This window comes from Kineococcus gynurae, from assembly GCF_042433995.1.
Lineage (GTDB): Bacteria > Actinomycetota > Actinomycetes > Actinomycetales > Kineococcaceae > Kineococcus > Kineococcus gynurae.
The window spans coordinates 489,929-506,279 of sequence record NZ_JBHLUI010000003.1 but is presented as its reverse complement, the minus strand read 5'-3'; the positions used below and the strand labels follow the sequence as shown (position 1 = coordinate 506,279).

Genomic DNA, 16,351 nt, shown 5'->3' with positions numbered 1-16,351 from the left:
AAGGTTCCTCCATGCACGGTGAGTACAAGGTCCCCGGCGGGAAACTCGTCGCCGCCGACGTCGAGATCGACGAGGGGCGGCTGAGCCGGGTCCGGATCTCGGGTGATTTCTTCCTCGAACCGGACGAGGCGCTGGCCGCGGTCGACGCGGCCCTCACCGGACGGTCGGCCGACGAGGACGCCGCGGGGCTCGCGGCCGCCGTCCGGCAGGCGCTGCCCGCGGGCGCCACGCTGCTCGGGTTCTCCCCCGACAGCGTCGCGATCGCGGTGCGCCGCGCGGTCGGCGGGGCGAGCGGGTGGGACGACCACGACTGGCAGCTGGTCCGGACCGGACCCCAGTCCCCGCTCATGCACATGGCCCTCGACGAGGTCCTGGCCCGCGAGGTCGGAGCCGGGCGACGCCCCCCGACGCTGCGGGTCTGGGACTGGGCGTCCTCGGCCGTCATCATCGGGTCGTTCCAGTCGTTGGCCAACGAGGTGGACCCGGCCGGGGCCGCCGCGCACGGCGTCGAGGTCGTCCGCCGCATCTCGGGTGGCGGGGCGATGTTCGTCGAACCGGGCAACACCATCACCTACTCGCTCTACGCCCCCGCCTCGTTGGTCGAGGGCCTCTCGTTCGCGGAGTCCTACGCCTTCCTCGACGACTGGGTGCTCGTGGCGCTGGGCGAGCTCGGCGTCAAGGCCTGGTACCAACCGCTCAACGACATCGCGACCGAGGCGGGGAAGATCGCCGGGGCCGCCCAGAAGCGGTTGGCGGACGGGACCGTCCTGCACCACGTGACCATGGCCTACGACATCGACGCCGCGAAGATGCTGCAGGTGCTGCGGATCGGCCGGGAGAAGCTGCGCGGCAAGGGGCTGGCGAGCGCCGCCAAGCGGGTCGACCCCCTGCGGCGGCAGACGGGACTTCCCCGCGAGCAGGTCGTCGACGCGATGGTCGCCACCTTCCGCGGGCAGTACGGGCTCGCCGACTCCGACCTGTCCGCGGAGGAGGTCCGCCGCGCCGAGGACCTGGTCCGCGACAAGTTCGCGACCCGCGCGTGGCTCGAGCGAATCCCCTGACCGGGTGACGCCGTCGCCGCGATCTTCGGGGTTCGCCTTCCCCGCCGGGTGGGGGCGGAGCACACTGCGGAGATGGACGACGGGGTCGAGCAGGTGCACGAGGCGGTCCGCACGATCCCGGCCGGGATCGGGGTGGTCCGCGACGCCGACCGGGCCGGGCGGGCGCTCCGGGTCAGTGCGCACCCCGACCACGGTGCCGACGGCCGGGTCGTCCTGTCGCTCTGGGAGCAGCAGACCTGCGTGTCCACGCTGCGTCTCGACCGCGCGGCGACCGTGGAGCTGCTGGCCCTGCTGGGCACCGCCCTGCTCCCGGTCCCCTCCCGCGAGGGCTGAGGACCCCGGGACCGACGCGTCAGGGGCGCCGGTCGCGACGCCAGGCGAGCAGGTCCTCGACCGGCCACGTGGTGAGGATCCGCTCGGCCGGGACCCCGCACTCCTCGGCCCGGGCGCAGCCGTGGGGCTGCCAGTCCAGCTGTCCGGGGGCGTGGGCGTCGGTGGACAGCGTGAACCGGCAGCCGGCCTCGACGGCCTGGCGCAGCAGGGCCCTCGGCGGGTCCAGCCGCTCGGGGCGGGCGTTGATCTCGACCGCGACGTCGTGCTCGACGCAGGCGGCGAACACCGCCTCGGCGTCGAAGTCGCTGGGCGGGCGACCCTTGCTCCCCACCCGGCCGTGCCCGCCCTTGACCATCCGCCCGGTGCAGTGCCCGAGGACGTCCATCCGGCCGCTGCGGATCGCGGCGAGCATCCGACGGGTCATGGCGTCGCCCGGCATCCGCAGGTCGGAGTGGACCGAGGCCACGACGACGTCGAGCCGGTCGAGGAGATCGTCCTCGCAGTCCAGGGCCCCGTCCTTGAGGATGTCCACCTCGATCCCGGCGAGCAGCCGGAACGGGGCCAGCGGGGCCGTGAGGGCCGCGATCTGCTCCAGCTGGGCCTCGCGGCGGGCGCGGGACAGGCCGTTGGCGACCTTGAGGTTCTGCGAGTGATCGGTCACCGCGATGTAGTCGTGCCCCAGCTCGGCCGCACTGAAGGCCATCTCGGCGAGCGGGCTGCCCCCGTCGCTGGCGTCGGTGTGGGTGTGCAGGTCGCCGCGCAGCGCGGCACGCAGCTCCTCGCCCCCCGCGACCAGCGGGCCGGCCTCCGCCTCCAGCGCGGCCAGCCGGTCGGGGACGTCGCCGGCCGCGGCCTGCTGGACGATCTCGGCCGAGGACTTCCCGATGCCCTTGAGCTCGGTGAGGGTGCCGGCCCGCAGCCGGTCGTCGAACTCGCCGTCGTCCAGCGCGAGCAGCACCGCCGCGGCCTTGCGGAACGCCTCGACCCGGTAGCTGCTGGCCTGACCCCGTTCGAGCAGGAACGCCGTGCGCCGCAGCGCCTGCACCGGATCCATCGCCGCACCCTTCTCCTCGCCCCGGCCCACTGTGCCCCATGGACTCCCGGCCCGCTCGTGACCCCGTATGCTGGGCGGGCCCTTCGGGGTGCGCCCTCATCGTCTAGTGGCCTAGGACGCCGCCCTTTCAAGGCGGTAGCACGGGTTCGAATCCCGTTGGGGGTACGCGGTCGGGCCTCGGGCTCCGGCAGCGGGGCGGCCGGTCGAGCGGGGTGCCGGAGGGTGTCACGAGCACCCCCCAGCCTCTAGTACGCTGGTCACGCACCACAGCAGGACAGCTCGCAAGAGCAGCAGAACGGCCTGTTTCCAGGCCCCGTAGCGCAGTTGGTTAGCGCGCCGCCCTGTCACGGCGGAGGTCGCGGGTTCGAGTCCCGTCGGGGTCGCTCGTCGTGCCGGTTCCACCGGCCCGGCACGGCCAGGTAGCTCAGTTGGTAGAGCGTCCGACTGAAAATCGGAAGGTCAGCGGTTCGACCCCGCTCCTGGCCACCAACGCACGAGGCCCTGATCAGCGGATGCGGATCAGGGCCTTCTCCGTCTCCGAGTGCCTGTCGGGCGGGAGCACATGACGTCCAGACGTTCGGACCGTCCTGGTGGACGGGCGGCCTTCCTCGCCGCGGCCCTGGCGTTCGTCCTCATCTTCGTCGCGGCCGGGACCCCGATCCCGCTCTACAACACCTACCGCCGCGAGGATGGGCTGAGCACGGGTGACCTGACGGTCGCGACCGCCGCCTACCTGATGGCCGCCGCGACGTCGCTGCTCGTCCTCGGCCGGGCGTCGGACCACCTGGGACGGCGCCCCGTCGGCATCGCCGCGCTGCTCAGCTCGGCCGCCGGGCTGGTGGTCCTCCTCGGGGTCGACGGCCTCGCCCCGCTGGTCGTCGGCCGCTCGCTGCAGGGCCTGGCGACCGGGTTGTCCGCGGGCGCTCTGGGGGCGCTCGCCGTCGACTCCGCCCCACCCCGCCCGCGGTGGCTGCCCGCGGTGGTGACCAGCGCCGCCCCCATGCTCGGCATCCCGGCGGGTGCGCTCGTCTCGGGCGTCCTCGTCGACACCGGCCCCGCGCCCCGGCACCTCGTGTACGGCCTGGTGATCGGCCTGCTGCTGCTGGCCGCGGTGGCCGTCGCCCGGGTCCCGGAGACCGTCCCCCACCCCGACCCGCGACGCCTGGCGGGTTCGCTGCACCCCCAGGTCCGGGTCCCCGACGGGGCGCGCCGACCGATGCTCGCCATGAGCGGGTTGATCCTCGCCACCTGGTCGCTGGGGGGCTTCTACCAGGCCTTCGGCCCGACCATCGCCGCCGACCAGCTGGGGTCGACCGCGGCCTCGGCCTCGGCCGCGGTGTTCGGGTCCTTCACCGTGCTCAGCATCCTCGGCGGTCCCCTGAGCGCGCGATGGTCCCCCCTGACGACCCTGCGCCTCGGCGCGATCGTCTACGCGGTGTGCGTCGCCGGGATCCTGCTGGCCCTCGGGCGCGGGGGGATCGGTCCGTTCCTGGCCGTCAGTCTGGTCACCGGTGTCGTCCAGGGCGCCGCCGTCAGCGCCGGTATGCGACTGCTGCTGCAGGCCACCCCGGCGGCCGACCGGGCCGGTCTGCTGGCCACGGTGTTCCTGGTGAACTACGCCAGCGCGGCCCTCCCCAGCCTGGTGGCGGGTCGGCTGACGACGACGTTCTCGGTCGAGCGCATCGCCGACGGGTACGGGGTGCTCGTCGTCGTCGGGGTGGCGGTGGCCGTCCTGGCGTCGAGGCGGCGCTGACCCGCCACTCCTGAACCGGTGTGGTCACGTTCAGTGTCCTTATGATCGCTTCTGGTCAGCGAGCAGGAGGTGCGGCGTGCGACTCGACCGGCGACCGCGGCGGTGGTTCCCGGCCCGCCCCGGGATCTACCAGGTCCTGGTGGCGGTCGTGGTCGCCCTCGGACTGGCCTGCGCGGGACTCATCCTCACCAGCCCGCGGCCGGCGGCCGGGAACCCGGTCGACGACCTGGCCCAGATCTTCATCGAGGACGTCGAGCACGCCCCGACCCCGCAGCAGCTGGCCGAGCGCCCGTCGCTCGTGCCCCTGGACGAGCAGCTCCGCATCGACGCCGACAAGCTCCTGGACGCCGGGGTCGTCACCTCGGTCCGCATCACCCGGGACGGCGCCGAGGTCGTCGCCCCTCCCGCTCGCGCCCGCGACGCGCGGACCCGGCCCCGCGACCTGCCGGAGAAGACGATCTCGGCGCCCACCGTCGACGGTTCCCCCGGGGCGGTCTACCGCATCCGGCTCACGGTGGCCGACCCCGCCGACCTCGCCTCGTTGCGGTGGCGACGGCCGGTCCTGCAGGCCCTGGTCGCCGCCATGCTGCTGCTGATGCTCACCGGTCTGGTCCTCAGCCGGCGGGCCCACGCCCGTCAGGAACGGCTGAGCCTGGTCGACCCGCTCACCGGGGTGGGCAACCGGCGTCAGCTCGACCGGCTCGCCACCCGCCTCCTGCGCGACCCCCGCCCCGGAGCGAGCCGACACACGCTGCTGCTGCTGGACCTCGACCACTTCAAGCAGCTCAACGACCGGTTCGGGCACGCCCACGGCGACGACGCGCTGCGCCGGCTCGCCGACGCCCTGCTCCGGACGCTCCGACCGCACGACCACGTCGTCCGTCTCGGCGGGGACGAGTTCGCGGTGCTGCTCTGCGACGTGCCCGCCCCGCCCGCCGACCACGCCCTGGGCCGGCAGATCCTCGACCGGGTCCGCGCCCGGCTGCCCGACCTCGGGGTCAGCGGCGGCTGCGCGACCTGGCCGGACGAGGCCGCCGACCTCGACGGGCTGATGGACCGCGCGGACCGGGCGATGTACGCCGACAAGGAGCGACGGCGCCGGACCGTCGACGTCAGGACCGCGCCGGACCGGGTGGGGTGAGCGGCCACGCCCCGGCCAGGGCGGTCCACACCGGGACGACCGCGGCCGCCGACCACGCCTGCGGGTGGCAGGCGGCGGGGTAGGGCACGGGCCGGCCGACCTCCTCGGCGGCGTCCCCCGAGTGCAGCTCGGGCATCCGGAACCCGAACCCCACCGCGGCCGCGAGCAGCCCCTCGGCGAGCTGCCGGGCCTCCGCGGCGAACCCCGACCGCAGCAACCCGGCGATGGCGATGGCCGTGTCGTGCGTCCACACGCTGCCGCGGTGGTAGCTCAGCGGCCAGTACCCGCGGTCCGTCGTGGACATCGTCCGCACCCCGAAACCGCTGCTCATGGCGCTCGACACCAACCGGGCGGCGACCCGCTCCTCCTCCTCGCGGTCGAGCAGACCGGTCCCCAGCAGGTGCCCGATGTTGCTGGTGAGGGAGTTCACGGGGTTCTTGTGCACGTCCAGGGCGATGGCCGGGTAGGGCCCCTCCTCGTCCTCGACCCAGAACGAGTTCCGGAACGCCGATCGCAACCGGGCGGCCTCCTCCCGGCAGCGGTCCGCCCCGGGCCGACCGAAGTGCTCCAGGAGGTCGGCCGCCTTGAGCGCCGCCTCGTGCGCGTAGGCCTGCACCTCGCAGAGGGCGATGGGCCCGTCGGCGAACCGCCCGTCGCGGAACTGCACGCTGTCCCCGGAGTCCTTCCACCCCTGGTTCGCCAGACCGTGCCCGGTCTCGTCGACGTACTCCAGGAAACCGTCGCCGTCGGAGTCGCCGAACTCGACCATCCAGGTCAACGCCCGTTCCAGGTTCGGCAGCAGCTCGGCGACCTCCACGTCGGCCATCCCGGCCCGCCAGGCGTCGTGCAGCAGGCAGATCCAGAGCGGGGTCGCGTCGATGGTCCCGTAGTAGAGCGGGGCCAGGGTGACCCCCTCCCCCGGGATCGACAGGGGTTCGCGGCGCAGTTCGTGCATGATCTTCCCCGGCTGCTCGGCGGTCCCGGCCACCGACCGGGTGCCCTGCCGATCGGCGAGGATCCGTAGCGTCCCGGCGGCCACCGCGTGGTCGACCGGCAGCAGCAGGCGGGCGGCCCAGATCGAATCCCGACCGAACAACGTGAAGAACCAGGGGGCGCCGGCGGCGAGGAAGACGTCCTCGGGCCGGTCCGGGACCGTCATCCGGAGGGCCGCCAGGTCGTCCAGCGCCCGGGCGGCCCACCGGTCGAGACGGTCGTCCCCGCTGCGCAACCCCGCTGTCGACCAGGACGCCGGACCGCGGGCCGCGTGCACGACGGCCTCCGGGAGGTCGGTGTCGAGGCGCCAGCCGACCGTGACCGTCCCCCCGGCGGGGACCGGGAGCGACCACGCGAGGGTGACGTCGACCCCGTCCACGGTGACGTCGGCACCGGGGGCCCGCAGGTGGTTCTCGGCGCCTCCGCCGTTCCACCGCAGCCCGTCCCCCGCGACGTCGACGTGCGCCGGCGGGGTCGCCCCGAGGCCCGCCTTCACCAGTTCCATCGACGAGGCGTCCGCCCGCAGGCGCACCTCCACCGTGGTGCGGAACTCCTCGCGGCGTCGCGACGTCACGGACAGTTCTTCCGAACAGCCCCGCGGGTCCACCGTGCGTCGCCGCGAGATCCGCACGTCGGGATCGGCCCCGGGGTCGTCCAGCCCGCGCAGCAGGCCCTCGACCTGCAGACGTCCCGCCCCGCGCACGGCCGAGGAGATGGTCTCCACCGCACTGCCCCGGACCGCGGTCGCCAGGGCGGAGACCACCCGAGTGTCACCGACCCAGATCCCGTGGATCGCGGCGGAGCCCATGGTGGCGTCGGCCGCGCTCCAGGCCTGAACGGGGGCGGCGAGCACGACGGTCTCCCCGGACAGCAACGGCTGCAACGGGACCGGGACGGTCGCGGTCCGGGCGGGGGCGTCGTTCAGGACGGTCTCGGGCACGGGGGACTCCTGGGGTCGGGCTCGGGCTCGGATCGAGGTCGGGGACGGGCGGGGAGCGGAGGCCGGGGCCTCACTCCTTCACGGCACCGTCACTGGTGTTGAGGATGCGGCGCTGGAAGGCGAAGAACAGCACGGCCACGGGGATGGTCATGAGCGCGGCGGCCGCGAGCTTGAGGGGGTACTGCGTCCCCTGCGACAACCCACCGCTGGCCAACCCGGCCACCCCCTTGGTGAGGGGGGTCAGCGCCGGGTCCTGGGCCGCGACGATGAAGTGCGCGAGCTCGTTCCAGGAACCCTGGAAGGACAGGATGGTCACGGTGACGAGGGCCGGCTGGGCCATCGGCAGCACGACGGACCAGAAGATGCGGAACGTCCCCGCCCCGTCGATGCGGGCCTGCTCCTCGACGCTCACCGGGATCGACTCGAAGAAGTTCTTCATGATGAAGACCCCGGCCGCGTCCACCAGGAGCGGGACGATCATCCCCGCGTAGGAGTCGTACATGCCGAGCTGGTTGATGACGAGGAACTTGGGGATGAGCAGCACGACCGCCGGGACGGACATGACGGCGACGATGGCCGCGAACACCAGTCCCCGGCCGGGGAACCGCAGCCGGGCCAGGGCGTAGCCCGCCAGCGAGGCGAAGAAGACCCGGCCCAGCGTCACCGCGACCGTGATGACCACCGAGTTCCCGAACCACAGGGGGAAGTCGGAGTTGGCGAGGAGCCGTTCCAGGGCCGCGGTGGAGAACGGGTGCGGCACCAGCGACACCGGGTTCGCGGCCGCGTCGGCGTCGGTCTTGACGGCGGTCGCGACCTGGATCAGGAAGGGGGCGACGTAGACGACGGCCAGCAGCACCAGGACGAGGTAGACGGGCCCGGAGGTCGCCCGCCAGGAGCGGCGGGGGCGCGCGGGAGCAGAGGCGGTGGCCGCGGTGGCGACCGCCGTGGGGGTGGACGTCATCGCGAACCTCCGGTGGGGGGAAGGACCGCCGCGGCACGGCGACGGCGGACGGGGACGTCCCGCTCGCGCAGCAGGGCCCGCTGGAACAGCGTCAGCGCGACGATGATCACGAAGAGGATGAACGCGATGGCCGCGCCCTGCCCCCACTCCTGGTTCACGAAGGAACTCTGGTACGAGAGGTAGGCCGGGGTCAGGGTCGTCTTGCCGGGCGCACCCTGGGTCCCCGTGTAGATCTGGTCGAAGACCTGCCAGGCCCCGATGAGACCCAGCGTCAGCACCGTGAACAGGGTGGGTCGCAGCTGCGGCAGCGTGATCCGCCAGAACCGTTGCCACCCGTTCGCCCCGTCCATCACGGCCGCCTCGGCGACCTCCCCCGACAGGTTCTGCAGGGCCGCGACGAACAGCAGCATGAAGGTCCCGCTGGTGGTGAAGACCGCCATGATGATGAACGCCGACATCGCCACGGACGGCCCGCCCAACCAGTCCCACCAGCTCACGCCGAGGAACCGGTTCTCGGTGAGACCGGACGGTCCGGACCCCAGCCCGACGGCCCCGAGGAGGGCGTGCACGACGCCGGTCGGGTCGTTGAACCAGTTCGGACCGTTCAGCCCCACCCAGGACAGCACGCGGTTGACCGCCCCCGAGGCCGAGAAGAGGAACAGCCACAGGACGGTGATCGCGACCGAGCTGGTCACGGACGGGAAGTAGAACGCCGTGCGGAAGAACCCGCGCCCGCGCAGGGCCGCCCGGTTGACGAGCACGGCCAGCCCGAGGGACACCGCGGTCTGGGTCGGCACCACCAGCAGGACGTACCAGGCGTTGTTGCGCAACGACGTCCCGAAGTCCTGGGTCGCGAGACCGCCCCCGGTGAGCAGGTCGGAGTAGTTCTTCCACCCGACGAACTCCACCCCGGAGGAGAAGGGGCTGCCCCGGCCGGTCCAGTCGGAGACGCTGACCCACAGCGCCATGAGCACCGGGATCCCGAGGAACAGACCGAGCAGCACCACGACGGGGGCCGTGAACAACCACCCGGAGAGCGCCTGACCGGACCTGACCCCGGACCGCGTGGTCCGCGGCCGCGACGGCGTGCTGGTCGAGACCATGACGGCTTCCTCCCTCCGCGGCTCAGCGGCCCGTGAGGGCCTGCAGGTTGGTCTGGGTCTGGGCGAGGATCTCCGCCGGGTCACCGGTCGCCAGCGACTCCAGCTTGCTGTTCAGGTCGGTCACGACGTCGGCGGAACCCTTGACGGTGGGCACCCCCTGCGCGTAGTCCACCCCGTCCAGGAACGGCACCAGGTCCGGGTTGTCGCTGCGCCAGGCGTCGGCCGCGGACCGGATGGACGGCATCGGACCGAACGCCTTCGAGAACGCCAGCTGCTGGTCGGCGGAGGTGAGACGCTCGACCAGGTCGAGGGCCGCCTTCTGGTTCTTGCTGTCGGCGGCGATGCCCCAGCAGTTGCTGAACTGCAGCGTTCCCTTGCCGGCCGGACCGGCGGGCAGCTCGACGACCTTGTACTTCACGTCGGGGTAGTCCTTGCTCAGGGCCCCGGTGATCCAGTTGCCCTCGATGGTCATGACCGCGAGCCCCTTGCCCAGGGCCTCCCCGCCCCAGCCGGCCCCCAGGTCCTTGGCGAACTTCGCCTCGCCGCCCTCCAGCATGGTCTTGACGTACTGCAGCGCCTCGACGTTCTCGGGGCTGTCGGCCGTCGCCTCGGTCCCCTCGGCGTTCATGAGGTTCCCGCCAGCCTGCACCATGAACGCCCCCAGCCGCGCGTACTCGCCCGAGACCCCCAGCCCGACGTGCTCGGGCGTGGTCAACCGCTGCGAGACGGTGCGCAACTGGTCCCAGGTGGTGGGCACGTCGGCGTCGGTCAGGCCGGCCGCGGTCCAGAGGTCGGTGTTGATGACGAGCTGCAGCGTCGAGAAGTCCTTCGGCGCGCAGTAGAACGTGCCGTCGTAGGTGAAGGACCGGACGAGCCCCGGGTAGAAGTCGTCCTTGTTCGGCAGCTGGTCGCCGTAGGCGAGCAGGGACCCGTTCTCGGCGTACCCGGCGAGGGAGTCGGTCGACAGGTAGAACACGTCGGCCGGTTTCCCGGCGGCGAAGCCCTGGGAGAGCTGCTGGTCGAGGTTGCTCGCCGCCACCAGGTTCGTCGCCGTCCCGGAGTCCTTCGACCACGCGTCGACCGCCTCGGTCATCGCGTCGATCTCGGCCTGACCGCTGGGGCCGTAGAGGACGGTGAGCGCGCCGTCACCGGTGCTGAGCTGTCCGTCCTCGCCCGCGGGGGCGTCGGAGAAGCCGGACCCGCACCCGGTGAGGGTCACGGTGGACACGATCGCCACGGCGAACGCGGCGCGTCGGATGCGTCGGTGCATGGGGGCGGCTCTCCTTCGAGTCGGTTGATTTGATCGTTCAAATGCAGCGCGATCACGGTAGGTCGGCCCCCGGGACGTGTCAACCGGGCCGCCTCACGACCCCCGGACCGGCGCCCGTCCGCACGTCCGGCGACCGAGGGGGTGATGATGGGCGGTCACCATGTCGATCGTCCGGATCGCGAGCATGATCGGGCCGCGCCGGCGTCCCGGCGAGCCGAGGAGGGAGGGACCGTGCCGTCCGATCCGTCCCCCCGCCTGCCCACGGTCACCGACGTCGCGTCCCTGGCGCAGGTCTCGCGGCAGACGGTCTCCAACGTGCTCAACTCCCCCGACGTCGTCGCGCCCCACACCCGCGCCCGGGTCGAGCACGCCATCGCCCGGCTCGGCTACCGCCCGCACGCCTCGGCCCGGCGCCTGCGCACGCGGCGCAGCTCCACCCTCGGGGTCCGGCTGGACCCGGTGCAGAACGGGATCTCCGGAGCCGTCCTGGACCGGTTCCTGCACGCCCTGACCGAGCAGGCCGACGCCGTGGGGCTGCGCGTCACGCTCTACACCGCCACCGACCAGCAGGACGAGATCCGGCAGTTCCGCCGCTTGGTGGACGGGGCCGACGTCGACGCGTTCGTCCTCACGTCCACGACCGTGGACGATCCGCGGATCGACTGGTTGGTCGAGCAGGGGGCCGACTTCGTGAGTTTCGGTCGCCCGTGGGGTCGCGACCTGCACGACCCCGCGCGGCGCTGGGTCGACGTGGACGGACGCGCCGGGACGGCCGAGGTCACCGCCGAGCTCCTGACCCGGGTCGGTCGCCGGGTCGCCTACCTGGGTTGGCCGGCCGGCTCCGGGGTCGGCGACGAGCGTCGCGCCGGCTGGGCGGCGGTGATGGCGGACGTGCTCCCCCCGGCCGCGCGGGCCCGGCTCGACCTGCACGTCGAGGACTCGGTGGGCAACGCGGCCGCCGCGGTCGAGGCGCTGCTCACGGCCGGGGCGATCCCCGACGCCGTCGTGTGCGCGAGCGACACCCTCGCCCTGGGGGCGTCGATGGCGACCGGTGGACGGATCCCCGTGGTGGGTTTCGACGACACCCCGGTCGCGGCCGCGATCGGTCTCTCCAGCGTGCAGCAACCCGTCGCGAGGATCGCGACCGCGGCGCTCCGGCTCCTCGGCCTGGTCGAGGATCCCTCCCCTCCGACCGGCAACCACGAACTCGTCCGGCCCCTCGTCTCCTGGCGCGACGGCGGCCTGCGTTTCGTGCCCGCCGATCCCGAGGCCCGCGCCGAGGGCCCCACCGACCCTCCGCGCTAGCGCCGCCCGGGGCCCCGCGGGCGGGGCCCGGACGGACGTCGGGAGAGGGTCCGCGACCGCCCCACACGATCTCCGAGGATCCCCGACGCGGATCATGCGGTTTCGAGATCAATTGGTGGGCAACGGTTCCCGCGTCGAGGATGGGCGGGTGATGCTGCGACTCCCGGGAACCTACCGGGCTCAGGGAGACACCTTCCTGCTGATCCGCGCCCTGCGCCGCAGCGGTGGCGCGCAGGGCTGCCGGGTCCTCGACGTGGGCACCGGTGGCGGGGCACTGGCCCTCTCGGCGGTCCGCGCCGGAGCCCGTTCGGTGACGGCCGTGGACCTCTCGCGTCTGTCGCTGATCACCACGCGCCTCAACAGCCTGCTGCACCGCGCCCGGGTGGAGCTCCGCCACGGCGACCTGTTCGACCCCGTCCGGGGGCGACGTTTCGATCTCGTCCTGGCCAACCCGCCCTACGTCCCGAGCCGGAGCGACGTCCTCCCGCGCAGGGGCCCCGGGCGCGCCTGGGACGCCGGGCGTGACGGTCGTGCGGTGATCGAGCGCATCTGCGACGACGTCGCCGCGGTGCTCGTCGACGGGGGTCGGCTCCTCATGGTCCATTCCGCCCTGGCCGACGAGGACCGGACCGTGCAGCGGTTGCGCGACCGGGGTTTCCGCGCCGCGGTCGTGGACCGCGCCCCCGAACCGTTCGGGCCGGTGATGCGGCGACGGGCCGCGTTGCTGCGTTCCCGGGGGTTGTTGCGGCCCGACCAGGACCACGAGGAACTCGTCGTCGTGGAGGCCCGGCGATGAGCGGACGGAACCCCACCCGGGTGGTCGTGACCGACGACGGTCCGCTGCTCGTGCACGGGCCGGTGGAGGTCGAACTGCCCGACGGGCGGGTCGTCGTCTCCCGGCGAGCCGTGACCGGCCTGTGCGTCTGCGGCCTCAGCGCCCGTCCCCCGTTCTGCGACACGAGTCATCGGCGCCGACGTCGCCCGGAGGAGAACCCATGAGCCTGTCGACCCTGTCCCGCGGTCCCGTGGGCCCGGCCCGCCCCGCCGACCGCGGGCCGATCAGCGCCGCGGTCCTCGCGTACCTGCGCGAACCCGACCCGGACGCGCTCCGCCGTCTCGGCGTCGACGACCTCGCGGACGCCGGGACCGACCCGTTCGGGGAGGACCTGCACCTCGCGCTCTACGTGGCCTACGAGCTGCACTACCGGGGTTTCGCCGACGTTCCGGCCGATCTCGAGTGGGACCCGGAGCTGATCCGGTTGCGCCGCGATCTCGAGGAGATCTTCCTGGCCGGGCTGCGGGCCCGGGTCCCCGGTGGCGCCGACGTGGACGCGGCGCTGGCGGCCCTGTTGCAGGAGTCCGGGGAGGAAGGGATCTCCCACCACCTCGCCCGCCGGGCCTCGATCGAACAGTTCCGCGAGTACGTCGCCCTGCGTTCGATCTACCACCTCAAGGAGGCCGATCCGCAGGCCTGGGTGATCCCCCGGTTGGAGGGTGCGGCCAAGGCCGCGCTGGTCACGGTCGAGCACGACGAGTACGGGGCGGGGCGGCCGGAACGCATGCACGCCCACCTGTTCGCGGAGATGATGCGCGAGCTGGGGCTCGACGCGGGGTACGGCGCGCACCTCGACCGGGCCCCCGGTGCCGTGCTCGCCGAGGTGAACCTGATGTCCCTGTGCGGACTGCGGCGCTCGTTGCGCGGCGCGCTCGTCGGGCAGTTCGCGGTGGTGGAGCTGACGTCCTCGCCCGGCTCGGCCCGCCTGGTCCGGGCCGCCGAACGGCTGGGGTGCGGCCCGGCGAGCGTGGAGTTCTACGCCGAGCACGTCGAGGCCGACGCCGTCCACGAGCAGCTGGTGCGGCACGCCCTGATCGCTCCCCTGGTCCGGGCGGAACCGGCCCTGGCCGCCGACGTCGTCTTCGGGGTCCAGGCGGCGACCGTCCTCGACGCCGACGTCGGAGCGGCCGTCCTCGATGCCTGGCGCGAGGGCCGCAGCGCCCTGCGCGCCCTGTCCCCCGCGCCGCACCCGTGAGCCGGGACCGGACGGTCGCGACCGGGCACCACGACCTGCTCGCCGTCTACCTGAACGACCACCTCGCCGGCGCCACCGCGGGGCTGGCCCGTTTCCGGCGCACCACCCGCGCGCTGCGCGGGACCCCCACCGCCGCGGTGCTGGCGACGATGAGCCGCGAGGTCGCCGACGACCGGGCCTCCCTGCGCTCCCTCCTCGCCGACCTGCAGGTGAGGCCGCGGCACCGCCTGCTGCTGGCCGCGCGGGTCGGCGAGGCGCTCGGCGCGCTGAAACCCAACGGGCGCCTGGTGCGCCCCTCCCCGCTGCGGCCGCTGGTGGAGCTCGAGGGCCTGCTGCTCGGGGTCCGGGGCAAGGCCGCGGGCTGGCGGACGCTGCGCGAGCTCGCGGCGGCGGAACCCCGGCTCCCGGTCGAGCGGTTGGACGGGTTGATCGCCCGCGCGGACAGGCAGGCCGAGACGCTGGAGGAACTGCACCGGGAGGCGGCCCGAGAGGTCTTCACCGGGGCCCGTCCCTGAGGGAGTCCTTGCCGCGCAATGATCATGGGTCGTGGCGGCGGCCGGTGCGGTAGCGTCGGATCACTGCGTAGGGGCATCCCGGGAAGCACGCCTGGACGCCCCGACCGGGTTGAGAAGACAGCCCAGCGCATGCCCTCCCCGCTGAGGGGGCGGCGTCGTATCCCGAGCTGCGCCCCGCCGGTCGACCACCGGGAGGAACGACCCGGGCCACTCGATCGGAACCCCGTGCCCGACCCCGACCAGCCCGACCCCGCCGCCGCCCCTGCTGGTGGCCCCGGTCTCCCGGCGACGAGCGACCTCACCCCGGCCGCCGCGATCGCGCAACTCTCCCGCATCTTCCTCGGAGAACCCCTCGGCCAGGTGCTGCAGCGCGTGGCGGACCTCGTGGTGGCCAGCGTCCCCGGGGCCGACGAGGTCTCGGTGACCCTGATCGACCGGGATCGGCCCTACTCCGCCGCGTTCTCGGGGAGCCGGGCCGCGGTCCTGGACGAGCGGCAGTACGCCTCCGGTTTCGGACCCTGCGTCGACGCCGCGCAGACAGGTCGTACCGTCGTCATCGCCGACACGCGGGCCGAGGACGTCTACACCGACTTCGCCGCCCTCGGCGTGCGGCACGGGGTGCACGGCGTGACCAGCGTGCCGCTGCCCATGCCGATGGACCTCGTGGGGGCGATCAACGTCTACCGGACCTCGGCGGGCCCCCTGCCGCCGTCCGCGCAGGCGCTCGTCGAGACCTTCGCCGGCTACGCCGCCGTGGCCCTGGCGAACGCCACCCTCTACGCGATCTCGGTCGACCAGGCCGAGAACCTGCGGATCGCCATGCAGACGCGGGCCACGATCGAGCAGGCCAAGGGCGTCCTGATGGCCACGCTGCACTGCACCGCCGACGAGGCGTTCGAGCACCTCTCGCGACGGTCGCAGCGCCACAACCGCAAACTCCGCGACATCGCGGCCGAGGTGGTGGAGGGTGTGAGCCGTCATGGTTGAGAAGATCACCGCGGAGGGCCCTTCCGCACACTCCACGGTCCGGGGACTGCCGGGTCTCGTCCTCGGGGTGCTGGAGGACGACCGTCTCGTCAGCGGCTCCCCCGTGGCCCGGTGCCTGCTCGGGGCGACGACGACCCCCGGGGCGGGAGGGGTGCAGTCGCTGCTGGTCCCGCGCCACCGGGCCCGGTGGCGGGAGGCGGTGGCCGCGGCCACGGCCGGGCCCGGGGTCGACGTGGGACCCGTCGACCTGCGCTTCGCGCACGCGCCCGACCGGTCCTGGGAGGCCCGGCTGCGGGCCGAACCGCCCGCCCCCCGGCGCGTCCACGTCGCCCTGCGGGAGATGACGCGTCGCGAGGCCACCCTGCGCCTGCTGGCCCACCGGGCCACCCACGACTCCCTCACGGGTCTGCCGGGACGGGCCGTGTTCGAGGACCGGTGGCGGCGGGCCCGCGAGCGGACGCGTCGGGACGGGGGCCGCGTCGAGGTCTACCTCTGCGACGTGGACGGCCTGAAGGCCGTCAACGACCGGCACGGCCACGCCGCGGGCGACGCCGTGATCCGAGCGGTGTCGAGCATGCTGCGCCAGCACGTCCGTCCGGGAGACGTCGTCGCCCGGATCGGGGGTGACGAGTTCGGGCTCCTGGTGGAGCGAGCGCTGGCCCCCGCACCGTTCGCCGACCCCTCCGGCCCCGTCGACCCGGCCGAGCGGTTCGCCGATCGACTGCGGACCTGCCTACCGGCGGGCGAGGGGGACGGGGCGGGGTTGCGCCTCAGCGTCGGATGGGTGCCCGACGACCTGGTGTCCGCACCCGCCGACCTGCTGGCCCGCGCGGACGCGCACATGTACCGCGACAAGCGCGCGCACCGGCGCTGACCACCCCCGGCGGTTCCGCGCAGCACCGACC

General features: G+C 73.7%; 16 protein-coding genes and 3 tRNA genes. 14 read left to right on the top strand and 5 right to left on the bottom strand.

Features of this window, described 5'->3' with window-relative positions; all coding sequences use genetic code 11:
- Positions 1–11 precede the first annotated feature (11 nt).
- The gene (gene lplAB, locus ACFFKU_RS03790) at positions 12–1,061 is read left to right on the top strand and encodes a lipoate-protein ligase LplAB (protein ID WP_380135780.1); all 1,050 of its coding nucleotides are present in this window, start codon (positions 12–14) and stop codon (positions 1,059–1,061) included.
- A gap of 72 nt (positions 1,062–1,133) precedes the next feature.
- On the top strand, positions 1,134–1,394 hold the full coding sequence (locus ACFFKU_RS03785) for a hypothetical protein (RefSeq protein WP_380135778.1): 261 nt from the start codon (positions 1,134–1,136) through the stop codon (positions 1,392–1,394).
- A 19-nt stretch (positions 1,395–1,413) separates the two neighbouring features.
- On the opposite strand, the gene ACFFKU_RS03780 is transcribed toward ACFFKU_RS03785, so the two are convergent.
- Positions 1,414–2,448, bottom strand: a complete 1,035-nt coding sequence (locus tag ACFFKU_RS03780) for a PHP domain-containing protein (RefSeq protein ID WP_380135776.1) — start codon at positions 2,446–2,448, stop codon at positions 1,414–1,416.
- Between the two features lie 92 nt (positions 2,449–2,540).
- On the opposite strand from ACFFKU_RS03780, the gene ACFFKU_RS03775 reads away from it, so the two are divergent.
- From ACFFKU_RS03775 to ACFFKU_RS03755, 5 genes are all read left to right on the top strand, one after another.
- Positions 2,541–2,613 (top strand) — tRNA-Glu (locus tag ACFFKU_RS03775).
- A 144-nt stretch (positions 2,614–2,757) separates the two neighbouring features.
- Positions 2,758–2,831: transfer RNA gene (locus ACFFKU_RS03770), tRNA-Asp, on the top strand.
- Positions 2,832–2,861: 30 nt separating this feature from the next.
- Positions 2,862–2,937 (top strand) — tRNA-Phe (locus ACFFKU_RS03765).
- A 73-nt stretch (positions 2,938–3,010) separates the two neighbouring features.
- Positions 3,011–4,201 (top strand): MFS transporter, encoded by a 1,191-nt coding sequence (locus ACFFKU_RS03760; RefSeq protein ID WP_380135774.1) that lies wholly within the window; start codon positions 3,011–3,013, stop codon positions 4,199–4,201.
- Positions 4,202–4,277: 76 nt separating this feature from the next.
- On the top strand, positions 4,278–5,342 hold the full coding sequence (locus ACFFKU_RS03755) for a GGDEF domain-containing protein (RefSeq protein ID WP_380135773.1): 1,065 nt from the start codon (positions 4,278–4,280) through the stop codon (positions 5,340–5,342).
- Here the strand turns inward: ACFFKU_RS03755 and ACFFKU_RS03750 are convergent.
- The 4 genes from ACFFKU_RS03750 to ACFFKU_RS03735 all read right to left on the bottom strand — a co-directional run bounded on the left by ACFFKU_RS03750 (position 5,314) and on the right by ACFFKU_RS03735 (position 10,609).
- Complete coding sequence (locus ACFFKU_RS03750; RefSeq protein ID WP_380135771.1) at positions 5,314–7,275, bottom strand: glycogen debranching N-terminal domain-containing protein; 1,962 nt, start codon at positions 7,273–7,275, stop codon at positions 5,314–5,316. The two genes, ACFFKU_RS03755 and ACFFKU_RS03750, sit on opposite strands and share 29 nt — an antisense overlap.
- A gap of 70 nt (positions 7,276–7,345) precedes the next feature.
- Positions 7,346–8,236, bottom strand: coding sequence for a carbohydrate ABC transporter permease (locus tag ACFFKU_RS03745; RefSeq protein ID WP_380135769.1), 891 nt, complete (start codon positions 8,234–8,236; stop codon positions 7,346–7,348).
- Positions 8,233–9,339 carry a carbohydrate ABC transporter permease gene (locus ACFFKU_RS03740; protein ID WP_380135768.1) on the bottom strand — a complete coding sequence of 369 codons (1,107 nt, stop codon included), beginning with the start codon at positions 9,337–9,339 and terminating at the stop codon, positions 8,233–8,235. Before ACFFKU_RS03740 ends, ACFFKU_RS03745 begins: the two co-directional genes overlap by 4 nt.
- 22 nt (positions 9,340–9,361) lie before the next feature.
- Positions 9,362–10,609, bottom strand: a complete 1,248-nt coding sequence (locus tag ACFFKU_RS03735) for a sugar ABC transporter substrate-binding protein (RefSeq protein WP_380135766.1) — start codon at positions 10,607–10,609, stop codon at positions 9,362–9,364.
- A 231-nt stretch (positions 10,610–10,840) separates the two neighbouring features.
- Here ACFFKU_RS03735 and ACFFKU_RS03730 point away from each other — a divergent pair, with 231 nt between their 5' ends.
- From ACFFKU_RS03730 to ACFFKU_RS03700, 7 genes are all read left to right on the top strand, one after another.
- Positions 10,841–11,914 carry a LacI family DNA-binding transcriptional regulator gene (locus ACFFKU_RS03730; protein WP_380135765.1) on the top strand — a complete coding sequence of 358 codons (1,074 nt, stop codon included), beginning with the start codon at positions 10,841–10,843 and terminating at the stop codon, positions 11,912–11,914.
- Between the two features lie 151 nt (positions 11,915–12,065).
- The gene (locus ACFFKU_RS03725) at positions 12,066–12,710 is read left to right on the top strand and encodes a HemK2/MTQ2 family protein methyltransferase (protein ID WP_380136115.1); all 645 of its coding nucleotides are present in this window, start codon (positions 12,066–12,068) and stop codon (positions 12,708–12,710) included.
- A complete protein-coding gene (locus tag ACFFKU_RS03720) occupies positions 12,707–12,913 on the top strand; it encodes a CDGSH iron-sulfur domain-containing protein (RefSeq protein WP_380135764.1) in 207 nt (68 codons plus the stop codon). Before ACFFKU_RS03725 ends, ACFFKU_RS03720 begins: the two co-directional genes overlap by 4 nt.
- The gene (locus tag ACFFKU_RS03715) at positions 12,910–13,944 is read left to right on the top strand and encodes an iron-containing redox enzyme family protein (protein ID WP_380135763.1); all 1,035 of its coding nucleotides are present in this window, start codon (positions 12,910–12,912) and stop codon (positions 13,942–13,944) included. Before ACFFKU_RS03720 ends, ACFFKU_RS03715 begins: the two co-directional genes overlap by 4 nt.
- Entirely contained in the window at positions 13,941–14,459 is a 519-nt protein-coding gene (locus ACFFKU_RS03710) for a hypothetical protein (protein WP_380135761.1), read from the top strand. The genes ACFFKU_RS03715 and ACFFKU_RS03710 overlap by 4 nt, the downstream gene beginning before the upstream one ends.
- Before the next feature lie 225 nt (positions 14,460–14,684).
- Positions 14,685–15,446, top strand: coding sequence for a GAF and ANTAR domain-containing protein (locus ACFFKU_RS03705; protein ID WP_380135759.1), 762 nt, complete (start codon positions 14,685–14,687; stop codon positions 15,444–15,446).
- Complete coding sequence (locus tag ACFFKU_RS03700; RefSeq protein WP_380135758.1) at positions 15,439–16,320, top strand: GGDEF domain-containing protein; 882 nt, start codon at positions 15,439–15,441, stop codon at positions 16,318–16,320. The genes ACFFKU_RS03705 and ACFFKU_RS03700 overlap by 8 nt, the downstream gene beginning before the upstream one ends.
- The last annotated feature ends 31 nt before the right edge of the window (positions 16,321–16,351 follow it).

Excerpts from the sequence above, each read along its gene's own strand:
- lplAB (WP_380135780.1), top strand. The coding sequence starts at position 12 with ATGCACGGTGAGTACAAGGTCCCCGGCGGGAAACTCGTCGCCGCCGAC.
- ACFFKU_RS03785 (WP_380135778.1), top strand. The coding sequence starts at position 1,134 with ATGGACGACGGGGTCGAGCAGGTGCACGAGGCGGTCCGCACGATCCCG.
- ACFFKU_RS03780 (WP_380135776.1), bottom strand. The coding sequence starts at position 2,448 with ATGGATCCGGTGCAGGCGCTGCGGCGCACGGCGTTCCTGCTCGAACGG.
- ACFFKU_RS03760 (WP_380135774.1), top strand. The coding sequence starts at position 3,011 with ATGACGTCCAGACGTTCGGACCGTCCTGGTGGACGGGCGGCCTTCCTC.
- ACFFKU_RS03745 (WP_380135769.1), bottom strand. The coding sequence starts at position 8,236 with ATGACGTCCACCCCCACGGCGGTCGCCACCGCGGCCACCGCCTCTGCT.
- ACFFKU_RS03740 (WP_380135768.1), bottom strand. The coding sequence starts at position 9,339 with ATGGTCTCGACCAGCACGCCGTCGCGGCCGCGGACCACGCGGTCCGGG.
- ACFFKU_RS03735 (WP_380135766.1), bottom strand. The coding sequence starts at position 10,609 with ATGCACCGACGCATCCGACGCGCCGCGTTCGCCGTGGCGATCGTGTCC.
- ACFFKU_RS03725 (WP_380136115.1), top strand. The coding sequence starts at position 12,066 with ATGCTGCGACTCCCGGGAACCTACCGGGCTCAGGGAGACACCTTCCTG.
- ACFFKU_RS03720 (WP_380135764.1), top strand. The coding sequence starts at position 12,707 with ATGAGCGGACGGAACCCCACCCGGGTGGTCGTGACCGACGACGGTCCG.
- ACFFKU_RS03715 (WP_380135763.1), top strand. The coding sequence starts at position 12,910 with ATGAGCCTGTCGACCCTGTCCCGCGGTCCCGTGGGCCCGGCCCGCCCC.
- ACFFKU_RS03700 (WP_380135758.1), top strand. The coding sequence starts at position 15,439 with ATGGTTGAGAAGATCACCGCGGAGGGCCCTTCCGCACACTCCACGGTC.